General features: G+C 60.4%; 11 protein-coding genes. 8 read left to right on the forward strand and 3 right to left on the reverse strand.

Annotated elements, in window-relative coordinates:
• Window positions 1-190: 190 nt before the first annotated feature.
• The 5 genes from C8263_RS18530 to C8263_RS19145 all read left to right on the forward strand — a co-directional run bounded on the left by C8263_RS18530 (window position 191) and on the right by C8263_RS19145 (window position 3,958).
• Window positions 191-1,483 (forward strand): IS701 family transposase, encoded by a 1,293-nt coding sequence (locus C8263_RS18530; protein WP_107139587.1) that lies wholly within the window; start codon window positions 191-193, stop codon window positions 1,481-1,483.
• A 5-nt stretch (window positions 1,484-1,488) separates the two neighbouring features.
• A complete protein-coding gene (locus tag C8263_RS18535; RefSeq protein WP_146160797.1) occupies window positions 1,489-1,911 on the forward strand; it encodes a hypothetical protein in 423 nt (140 codons plus the stop codon).
• Window positions 1,912-2,612: 701 nt separating this feature from the next.
• Entirely contained in the window at window positions 2,613-3,140 is a 528-nt protein-coding gene (locus tag C8263_RS18540; RefSeq protein WP_107139589.1) for a winged helix-turn-helix domain-containing protein, read from the forward strand.
• Window positions 3,137-3,640, forward strand: a complete 504-nt coding sequence (locus C8263_RS18545) for a transposase (RefSeq protein ID WP_158263865.1) — start codon at window positions 3,137-3,139, stop codon at window positions 3,638-3,640. Before C8263_RS18540 ends, C8263_RS18545 begins: the two co-directional genes overlap by 4 nt.
• Window positions 3,641-3,661: 21 nt before the next feature.
• Window positions 3,662-3,958, forward strand: a complete 297-nt coding sequence (locus tag C8263_RS19145; RefSeq protein WP_146160798.1) for a hypothetical protein — start codon at window positions 3,662-3,664, stop codon at window positions 3,956-3,958.
• Between the two features lie 29 nt (window positions 3,959-3,987).
• Here C8263_RS19145 and C8263_RS18550 read toward each other — a convergent pair whose 3' ends face one another.
• Entirely contained in the window at window positions 3,988-4,560 is a 573-nt protein-coding gene (locus tag C8263_RS18550; protein WP_107139591.1) for a hypothetical protein, read from the reverse strand.
• 81 nt (window positions 4,561-4,641) lie between these two features.
• On the opposite strand from C8263_RS18550, the gene C8263_RS18555 reads away from it, so the two are divergent.
• Complete coding sequence (locus C8263_RS18555; protein WP_107139592.1) at window positions 4,642-4,866, forward strand: helix-turn-helix domain-containing protein; 225 nt, start codon at window positions 4,642-4,644, stop codon at window positions 4,864-4,866.
• 20 nt (window positions 4,867-4,886) lie between these two features.
• Here the strand turns inward: C8263_RS18555 and C8263_RS18560 are convergent, their stop codons facing one another.
• Both C8263_RS18560 and C8263_RS18565 read right to left on the reverse strand, forming a co-directional pair.
• Window positions 4,887-5,360, reverse strand: coding sequence for an antitoxin Xre/MbcA/ParS toxin-binding domain-containing protein (locus C8263_RS18560; protein ID WP_107139593.1), 474 nt, complete (start codon window positions 5,358-5,360; stop codon window positions 4,887-4,889).
• 159 nt (window positions 5,361-5,519) lie between these two features.
• Window positions 5,520-6,146, reverse strand: a complete 627-nt coding sequence (locus tag C8263_RS18565) for a hypothetical protein (RefSeq protein ID WP_107139594.1) — start codon at window positions 6,144-6,146, stop codon at window positions 5,520-5,522.
• Between the two features lie 107 nt (window positions 6,147-6,253).
• Here C8263_RS18565 and C8263_RS18570 point away from each other — a divergent pair, with 107 nt between their 5' ends.
• Entirely contained in the window at window positions 6,254-6,499 is a 246-nt protein-coding gene (locus C8263_RS18570; protein WP_107139595.1) for a helix-turn-helix domain-containing protein, read from the forward strand.
• A gap of 786 nt (window positions 6,500-7,285) precedes the next feature.
• The gene (locus C8263_RS18575) at window positions 7,286-8,743 is read left to right on the forward strand and encodes a replication initiator protein A (protein WP_233218923.1); all 1,458 of its coding nucleotides are present in this window, start codon (window positions 7,286-7,288) and stop codon (window positions 8,741-8,743) included.
• The last annotated feature ends 404 nt before the right edge of the window (window positions 8,744-9,147 follow it).

Raw genomic sequence — 9,147 nt, forward strand, 5'->3', positions numbered from 1 at the left:
CTGTGGACGCCTTTGCGAGTCATGTCCGTCAGTTCCTGCCGCTCGTGTGCCGTTAACGCCACCACAAACTGTTTCTGTCGCCCCATCCCTCAGCTTAGATCAAGCCAAGCCTGTGGTCATCCACTAGCACGACTTAAACACAGGTTTTGGCTTCCTGGACGGCATTCATGCGTGTCTGTCAGGCTGACGCATGATTTCTGCTCAGGACCATGCCTTGTCCCTGCGGCGCTTCCTGCGTCCCTTTCAGCGCGTGCTGGGACACGCTCGCCGCCGAAAGTGGTGTCCCATTTACCTGCGCGGCTTGATGGCCCCGCTGGAACGCAAAAGTCTGCAACCACTCGCCGAACACGTTGCCCCTGGCCAGTACGCGCAGCTGCACCATTTTGTGACGGTGAGTCCCTGGCAGGATGACCAGATGGGGGCCGTCCTCGCGCGTCAGGCGCAGCGATTGGTCGGGGGCCGGGGTGCCGTGTTGATCGTGGATGACACCGCGTTCCCGAAGCAAGGCACCGGCAGTGTCGGGATCGCGAGGCAGTATTGCGGTGTGCTGGGCAAGGTCGCCAACTGTCGGGTGTTGGTTTCCTTGACCTTAGCGAAGAACGATCTCCCCGTTCCTTTGGCGCTGCGGTTGTTCCTGCCCCAGGCATGGACGGATGACCCAGAACGATGTGTTGCCGCCGGTGTCCCACAGGGACACCGGCTGTTTCTGACCAAGAAGGAGTTAGCCCTGCAGGAGATCGACCGAGTTCGGCAGCACGGCGTCACCTTCAAAGTCGTCGTGGCAGATGCTGGCTATGGAAACAGCGCCGAGTTTCGTGGAGCACTCACGGCGCGGGGGCTGACCTGGGCGGTCGGTGTCCCAGGCACGCAAAAGGTGTACTCCACGAAGGTCGGGATGCTGACGGAGCGGAGATCCAATACGGGTCGACTCCTGGTCCCCGTTCCCGACGAGCCACGCAAAAGCGTGGCTCAGGTGTTGCATGACCTGCCGCCGCACAAATGGGTTTCACGCACCTGGCGCAAGGGCACCAAAGGACCGCTGCACGCACGCTTTGCGGTCATGCGCGTCCGGGTTGCCGACGGTGGGGCACTTCATGACGGGTCCCACTTGCCCGGTGACGAAGCCTGGGTCGTTGGCGAACGTCGGCCCAGTGGGGAGCGGAAGTACTACCTCACCAATCATCCAGCCAACACGTCAAAAATCGAGTTGATCCGCGACATCAAGGCTCGGTGGTCCTGCGAGCAGGTCCATCAGCAACTCAAAGAAGAGCTGGGGCTTGATCACTTTGAAGGCCGTTCATGGCGAGGGTTGCACCATCACACACTGCTCTGCTTGACCGCGATGCTCTATCTGCAAGCCCTTCGATTGGTCACGGTAACCGTTGACCCTGAGGGCTGGCGACCAACCTTGCCACAAGTACGCCAACTGACGTGCCCTGTCCTGTGGTGCCCGTACTGCTCAAGGGGAATCGGGTACGGTTGATCACGATGCTGGAGGTCTACACCGTTCGACTTCACCACGATGGACAGCCGGAACAGATCGCTGAGATGTCCGTGCTTGAGGATGAGGCGCAGGGTCTGATTCGTGTTCGGGTGGCCACGTCGTTGCGCGTCTACGAGGGGCAGGACAGTGGTTTCTTTGAAACACTCTGCGTGGTGCGCCGCAAGTTGGAGCACGACGGTCTGCTGTTGTGCGTTCAAGGCGCCATGCTTGGGGTCTATCCGTCCCCGATGGCGCTCTCCATGGGCGCACGTGTCGCTTATCGGCTCGCCTTGGGCCAACCTGCGAAAACAGCGGACCTCGTCGACCTCTTTGAGCCTGTAGACAAAATGGGGAGTACGGTCGAAGAACAAGCCCAGTGGTACAACCTGTGGTTCCACAGCCTCAGCGCGTCATCCGAGCTTCAATAACGTCTTGAAGGCGTGCTCATCCTTGTTTGCACGCCCCCAAGACGCAGCGCCGCATAACCCTCGCCGATTGCGACAGGCAGATTGGCACACTTCGGCCCATTTCCCACGTACAGTCAATGCTCGATGACCTTGAGATTCATCACGCGCATCAGCCTGACTGGCCTGAGCCTCTTGGGTCTGGCGGGCGCCTGGCAGCTGGATCTTGGGGCCATGCGGGTAGATGCAGCCCGAAATCTGACGGTGCCTTGTGCGCAGCCCCAGGTGGCCTTGGTCCCATTCACTTGCACCGTCCATCCCCCCACGGTCTCAGATTGGACGGTCACCATGACGGCGTCCTGGCACTGTGTGACCGATGAGCGCCACTTGGGTCTGCGGGCCGATGACGGCACGCCTCTTACCCGAACCTACAGTGTGCGTCCGGGCGAGACCATCACGACGCCCGAAGGGGTGAAGGTCACCACTCCCACGAAATGGCGAGACGCCAGTGCGACCACCGCGCAAATTACAGTCAGCCGGGTCAGTGCCGCTGATCTGCCTGTGCCCCTGGACGCGGAGTATTCGCCCAACGTCATTCCGCTGTACCGCGTTCAGGCGTCTGAAGCGTTGGTGTCTGGCAAAGGCGCGTTTTCCATCAGTGTGCCGACGGGTTCGTACGCCAGAGAGTACCTAAGTAGCTGGTGGATAAGAAGTAGGATTCGGGCATGGGCCGCCCTACGCGACGAATCGAGATCAGCGAAGCTGCTGACCAGCAGCTCCGTGCGCTGGAATTCAATGTCCACGTGCATCCGAAAGTGCGCTTTCGGGCGACCCTGCTTCGGTTGCACCGCGCCGGCTGGACGGTCACGCAGCTCGCGCAGCACTTTGATCGGAATCCGCAAGCGGTGCACAACGATCTGACGCGTTTTGAGCAGCAGGGCCTCGCGGGGCTTGCCGATGGGCAAGCCCCAGGCAAACCGCCGCTGGTCACCGCTGTGATCGAGCCGTTCCTCCACGAGAAACTGCGAGAAGACCGCTTCTGGACGGCCGCACTGCTCTGCGAGGCCGTCGCACAGCAGTTTCAGGTGACGATCAGTCCAAGAACCATGGCCCAGCATCTGCACCGCCTGGGTTACACCTGGAAGCGGGCGAGGTACTCGCCCGCCAAAACGCTCGACCCAACCCTGCAACGGGAACACGCCGCGTCCATCGAGACGCTGAAAAGGGGGCACTGGATGGCAAACTCCGGTTGAGTTTTCTGGATCAGACGGGCCTGGGGTTGATGCTCTCGATTGGTTCGACGTGGACGCCTCGGGGCTCGGGGTGTCAGTTCGAGATCCCCACGCGATGGGGATCAAGTGGACGCATCAACCTCATGGGCTGTTTCACGTTTGACGGGGCCGAGACCCGCCTGGACGTGCGCGAATTGAACGGAAACTGCACGGGCGAACAGGTCATGGCCTTCCTCGATACCGTGGCACGGACCTGTGAGCCCCAGCGGTTGACCGTGGTGGTGTTGGACAATGCGCCCTTTCACAAGGGCGCGGCCCTGCGCGGGAAGATCCCACAGTGGGAGGCTCAGGGACTGTATCGCCGGTATCTGCCGCCCTACGCGCCAATGTTGAATCACATCGAGACCGTCTGGCGACAACTCAAGGGCTTTTTGATGCCCAGGCGCTGCTATGACTCTGTTGCTCAGCTGCGCGACGCCCTCGGCGCCGCTTTAACTGCCCTCGGTGCTCGATTTATCTAAAATACATCCGCGAGCTACTTAATGCCAGTCAAGCTTCAGGAGATATTCGATCTCCATGGCGCAGAGGATGCAGCAGCCGATGAAGACAGTCCATCCTTGCTGATCAGAATTTGGCGAAAGGATCAAGTGGCGGTGGTGACAGAGAACGCCATCACGTTCTCGACCAGTGTGTTGGATGACATCTTTTTTACGGCTTACCGTCTCTCCAAACCCATACCCTATGGAGATTCTGGCACTCAGGCCGGTTCCGAAACGCCGCTGCGTTCTCAGGCGCTGGGTGGTCTTTCAGCGGTGTGTGGGGCAGACGTTCGTGTTTAAGTAGTGCTAGTGGTCACGTGGTCTGTGGTTCACGGTGTGAATGGTGCAGGAAGGCTTGCGGGGCTGCCCGCACCTAGACTGACAGGGACGGTGGCCGGGTTCCCGTTATGATCCTCCAGGTAGGCGAGGAATTCTGCTGAGCCGTCGCGCCATCCCGCCAGCAGTAACAGATGAAACTCGTCGAACAGCCCCTGCTGGTGCCCGGTTGCAAACTGTTCTCGCGCCCATTTGTCACTGGGCCACTGGGTGGTGGGGTGAATCGTCCAGTTCCCGCACCAATCAACATGACCGCCCCACACGGCCGACACCGCCTCGGCCCAGCCCAGGGCGAACCGGGTGTCCACGGCGAGCACGGACCGCGTGGGTTGCGCGTACCACTCCGGGGATCCGGCACTGCTGGCCAGGACAATGTGCAGTTCGTGGCCCTCGTGATGACCGAACAGCAGACCGCCGCACACGCGTGCTGGCAGGTGCAACTGCTGAAACAGCGAATCGACAACATTGGGCTGCAAAACAATTCGTTCGACCGCTTTTTTCGGGGTCCTGACCGAGTCCTTCCGAGGGATTGGGGTCATGACGTGGTGCTGTAGCAGGCGCATCATGTCCCGAGTGTACGGTCTCAGGAACCGAATTGCTAGGTTTAGAGTGTAGACTGACGGTCCAGTGTCAGGCAGTGTGACCGGATGCCTCCCAGCGCCGCCCGTCTGCGGTTCGCCGCTCACGTAAGGCGCTTACGCAAACAAGCGCGTTGGTCGCAGGAAGACCTTGGGGATCACGCGGGGATCCACCGGACCTACATCGGTGCCATTGAACGCGGCGAGGCCAATCTCACGCTTGATCACATGCAGCGCCTCGCCGACGCGCTCAACGTCGACGTCAGCGAGTTCCTTCAGCCTGATCAGACCTGAAGACCATTTCACCGGAGCAGTCATTCTTCCAAGTTGATGTCAGGCTGCGGCAACGTCGCGGCTAACGCCCATGCTTCCGGTGTCACCACAGCTGGAACACTCTGCTCGCTGTCCAACAGACGCCGTGTTGCCCAGAGACCAGGTAGGCCAGCGTGCTGCAGGTAGGTCAGGGGAGAGGCGCCCTGGAATGGCAGCCGGGCGTTTGGCTGCCGTAACCACGTCGCCCCTGCCCGCGCGCCATATGAGGCGTCAAGTGACGAGCAAATCCCCGTCAATAATGAGGCCCGCAACAATTGATCTACGGTCAAGGTCGGTGGGCTTTGACCCGCCGCGACGCGGTGAATTCTCTGGATACCGATCTTCAATAGACGGCTCTGCTCCGACGCCGAAAGCTCGAACACGGTGAGAAGCCGCAACACAGCAGGCAAAGCCCCCGACAGGCGCGCACGTTCTCCCGAAGACGTGAGTGGTGAGGACTCTTCAATAGACGTCATGCGTGTGCCCCTCAGCAAACCGCTCTGCCGGTCTAAGCGATAGCTCCGTGAAATCGAGCCCAGTAGTCACCGCCCAGTGAGGGGCTCCGGTGCACAGCTTGGCCTTGTACCTCTCGCAGGGCAGCCAGGCTTTTCCCCGGGCGCCCTGCGAATCATCAGTCAATTGCCTGGAATGCGGGCCTTTTTGTAGACCGTCAACGTCTTGGTTGTGAAATTGAGATTGAGGCGCTGCCAGACAAGCGTGTGCGTTGACGCCGCATAGAAATCGAGCGTTGTTAGCTGGTCGGGCAACCAGGCCAACTGAGTGGTGCCGTTGTACAGGAGGGGAAACAGTTTGCCGCCATTGGCGGTCACGGCAACGGCCAGGTTGCCGTGGTCGTAGGTGGTGGAGTGTGCCGCCGCGTTGTTGCCAATGAGGCGGCTGAGCTCCAAATTGAAAAGGCCAATAGGTCTTTGGGTGCCGTCGACGGTGGCCAGGATCACCGACTGGTTGATGTTGGACCCAATCACGTTTCGGCTGAGAATCTGTCCCAAAGCCTCTATGGAAGGCGCCTTAATCGTCAAAATTCCGGCCTTGGCATTGTTGGTGATGGTAAAGCCGCAGATGGCCAGTGGTTTGGTCAAGCTGGCCAGTGCGATAGAGCGCTGTTTAGGCTCGTTAGGGAAGACCGCCTGCTCTTGATAGTTGAGATTGACCATGCCGTAAATCAGCGTGGTGTCACAGTTGGCAGGGGCGGCGGAGGCAACGCCAGTCAGGCACAGCAGGAAGAAAGGCAATTTTTTCATGGGTCTCCTCGTAGGCGGGCAAAGGGGTCTCCTCGAGCCCGTATCACCATATAAGGTGACATCTTACAAAACGACAACATTTGAGCACAAAGCGGAAAGCTGACGGAATGCCTGACTTGCCGCTTGACGCGGATCTGCTGAACAGCCGCCGGCGCCTTGGAGAACGTATTCGCCAGTTGCGTGAAGCTCGCGGGTGGAGTCAGGACACGTTCGCCCACCTTGCGGGCCTCAACCGCGCTTATCCGCACAAGATCGAGACTGGCAAAGTCGACCTGCGCTACAGCACACTGGTCCGTGTTGCCCACGTGCTGAACATCACGGTGGCAGATGTGGTCACTCTCGACGTGACGTGACTTACCACTGCTCAACCACTAACGCGGCTTGAGCGTGGCTTCTCAGTGTTGACCCTGAACTACTGCATGCTGCTGCCCGTCCTGGAAGCGCAGCAGCTGGCGACGTATATCGGGACAGGTCATTTATGCTCATGGCCTCATTCCAGAACGTGAGTGAACTTGGTCAGGCGTGATAGGAGACCTGCACAGGGGAGACCTGTATCCCTTTTCCTGCGCCCTCAGCTTGCCTGATTCAAGGACGTGGATGACCTGCACCGCTAGGCCCGATTTACTCGGCTGGTTTTGAGCACGGCTTGTTTGCAGCCCGCTCCAGCGCTGCTTCCACATCTTGGCGACCAACCGAGTAAATCGGGTCAGCCTTCAAGATCCCACCCGATTTACTCGGCTGGTTTTCCGGGTTTTCCACAAGCCCAGCCCGATTCACTTGGCCGGTCGGCAAAAACCCAGACCCGATTCACTCGGCCGGTTGCTGGGGTTTTCCACAGGTGACACCCGATTCACTCGGCTGGTCTGAAGCAGGCCTGTGCCCGATTGACTCGGCCGGTTCCGTTCCGTTTGGCCCGATTCACTCGGTCGATTACCCGATTGACTCGGCCGGTTTGCCGGGGTTATCCACAGGTAAACACCCGATTTACTCGGCTGGTTGGGCTGAAAAACGCTGTCTGGAACACGGGTTGTCCTTATTGCTTGTTGTTGTTGTTTCATCAGTTTTTCCTTCTTTAAAACAAAACACCAAACATCAAGACAACGAGGCTCATGCGCTACAGTGCCTCTGAGGACACCCGCATGCCCCGACCCCGCAAGAAAGCAGAGGTCAATCCTCGGCGCCCCGCCGAAATCGACCGCTACGATGAGGCGAACTCCGCGCGTCTTGGACTCATCTGTGTGCAAGAGCGGATTCCGGCCGACTATACCCGGTGGGATGTGGAGTGGTCCGTGGACGGCCGGACGGCCCGTCTGACCTGCATTTCCCCCAGTGAGTACGGCGGGGTGCCTCATGGGCTGGATGGGGACTTCGCGACCACCTTGAACCTGATGTACCTGGAGCAGGGCGCGCCGGAATCTGGGGAGGTCAACACCACGGCCTACCAACTGCTGATCAAGGCCGGGTTCCCAGACAGTGGCCAGTACTATCAGGCCCTTCAGGAGTCGCTGGACCGCCTGAAAGGCGCCACCTACTCGGCGAGCGAGTCCTGGCGCGACAAGCGCTTTGAGCGCTGGACCACCGTCAAGTTCAACATCATTGAGCAGATCGACGCCGAGACGGCGCTGGGCCTGTCCTTCGGGTCCGGCACGGTCCTGAAGATTCGCCTGGCCAAACCCGTCGTGCAGAGCTTGCGGGCGCAGTATCTCAAGCCACTCGACATGACCTTCGTGCAGAGTCTGTCCCGGGCCCTCACCCGGAGCCTCTACCGGATTCTGGATGCCCGGCGGTACGACCCGGTGCATCCGGGGGAACCAGTCACCACGCTGCGCCTGCGGCTCAAAGACTGGGCGCGCGAATGCAAGTTGGTCGAGACCCTGCCCGGCCGCATTCGGCGCAACCTGGACGGGGCCCACGAAGAGCTGATTGCGCGGGGCTACCTGAGGTCGGTGGTCTATGAGGGCACCCGCGCCAACACCGACATCATCTACGAGTTCGGGGATGTGCAACTCAGCCCCCCAGCGCCGGAGCCCACGTTGCAGGTGATTCCGGATTCGCCCCTCGTTGAGGCCCTGTGCCGGGAAGGGGTCGTCCTGCCTGTTGCGCGCAAGCTGGTGCTCGATTACGGCGACATGCATGTCACCACCCGGATGGAGGCCTTTCAGACCATCCTGAAGGGGGGCTACACGCCCAAACGACGTTCGGCTTTCCTAGTGGATGTGATCAAAGACAGGGAGGGAAAATACGCCTCCGTGCTGGGTGCTCAACCGAACCCAGGGCCTTCGCTGGTCGCGCATCCGCCCGCCGCGCCGTCTCCGACGCCGCCGGTAGAGGACGCCCTGGAGCTGACGGATCAGGTTCAGGCGGAGTTCCGGGCGCTGCCCTATGAAGAGCAGGCGGCCCGCGCCCTGACCACGGTGCGCATGTTCGTGGGCCGTGAACTGCGGGACTATCACCTCAAAGGCCTCATGGCGTCTATGCTCAGCGGCGAGCTTGACCCTTTCACCGTGCAGCAGGACGTGTTCCGCGCGGCGAGTGACTTGCGTTTGCCTGAATTTGCGCAGCAGCTGCGCGACGTCTATAGCGGCCACCCCAGTTAACCGGGCCACGGGCGCTGGCAAGGGCCGAGGAGCCCTTCAAATGAAGGGCCTGAAAGGCTGGCGGCTTTGGCCATGGCGCGAAGGCAGCCGGCCTCTGGACCCTACGGGCGAAGCGCGGCTTGCAGGAGTCCTCGCACAGGACCCGGAGAATGAGACCATCCAAGGGCCGTAGACCGTACTGGATGCAGAGGAAGGTCGCTGAAGTGGAGCTTGTTTGCCGCGTCATCGTCTCATGGTCATTGGCCACTTCGCCACTTGTTCCCAGGAACATGGGCCGCCTAGTGGATGACCACAGGCATGAAGATGGCTATTCATCGAAGGGGTAGTGACGTTTGAGCTTGTCCCGTGCTGCCGATATCGAGAACTGCCAATTCGCCCGCACAGACCGCGCATTGCGGTCTGTT

It is taken from the genome of Deinococcus arcticus (genome assembly GCF_003028415.1).
Taxonomy (GTDB): Bacteria; Deinococcota; Deinococci; order Deinococcales; family Deinococcaceae; genus Deinococcus; species Deinococcus arcticus.

Coding starts and splice junctions, on each gene's coding strand:
- C8263_RS18550 (WP_107139591.1), bottom strand. CDS start 4,560: ATGATGCGCCTGCTACAGCACCACGTCATGACCCCAATCCCTCGGAAG.
- C8263_RS18535 (WP_146160797.1), top strand. CDS start 1,489: ATGCTGGAGGTCTACACCGTTCGACTTCACCACGATGGACAGCCGGAA.
- C8263_RS18570 (WP_107139595.1), top strand. CDS start 6,254: ATGCCTGACTTGCCGCTTGACGCGGATCTGCTGAACAGCCGCCGGCGC.
- C8263_RS18530 (WP_107139587.1), top strand. CDS start 191: ATGATTTCTGCTCAGGACCATGCCTTGTCCCTGCGGCGCTTCCTGCGT.
- C8263_RS18575 (WP_233218923.1), top strand. CDS start 7,286: ATGCCCCGACCCCGCAAGAAAGCAGAGGTCAATCCTCGGCGCCCCGCC.
- C8263_RS18540 (WP_107139589.1), top strand. CDS start 2,613: ATGGGCCGCCCTACGCGACGAATCGAGATCAGCGAAGCTGCTGACCAG.
- C8263_RS18555 (WP_107139592.1), top strand. CDS start 4,642: ATGCCTCCCAGCGCCGCCCGTCTGCGGTTCGCCGCTCACGTAAGGCGC.
- C8263_RS18560 (WP_107139593.1), bottom strand. CDS start 5,360: ATGACGTCTATTGAAGAGTCCTCACCACTCACGTCTTCGGGAGAACGT.
- C8263_RS19145 (WP_146160798.1), top strand. CDS start 3,662: ATGCCAGTCAAGCTTCAGGAGATATTCGATCTCCATGGCGCAGAGGAT.
- C8263_RS18565 (WP_107139594.1), bottom strand. CDS start 6,146: ATGAAAAAATTGCCTTTCTTCCTGCTGTGCCTGACTGGCGTTGCCTCC.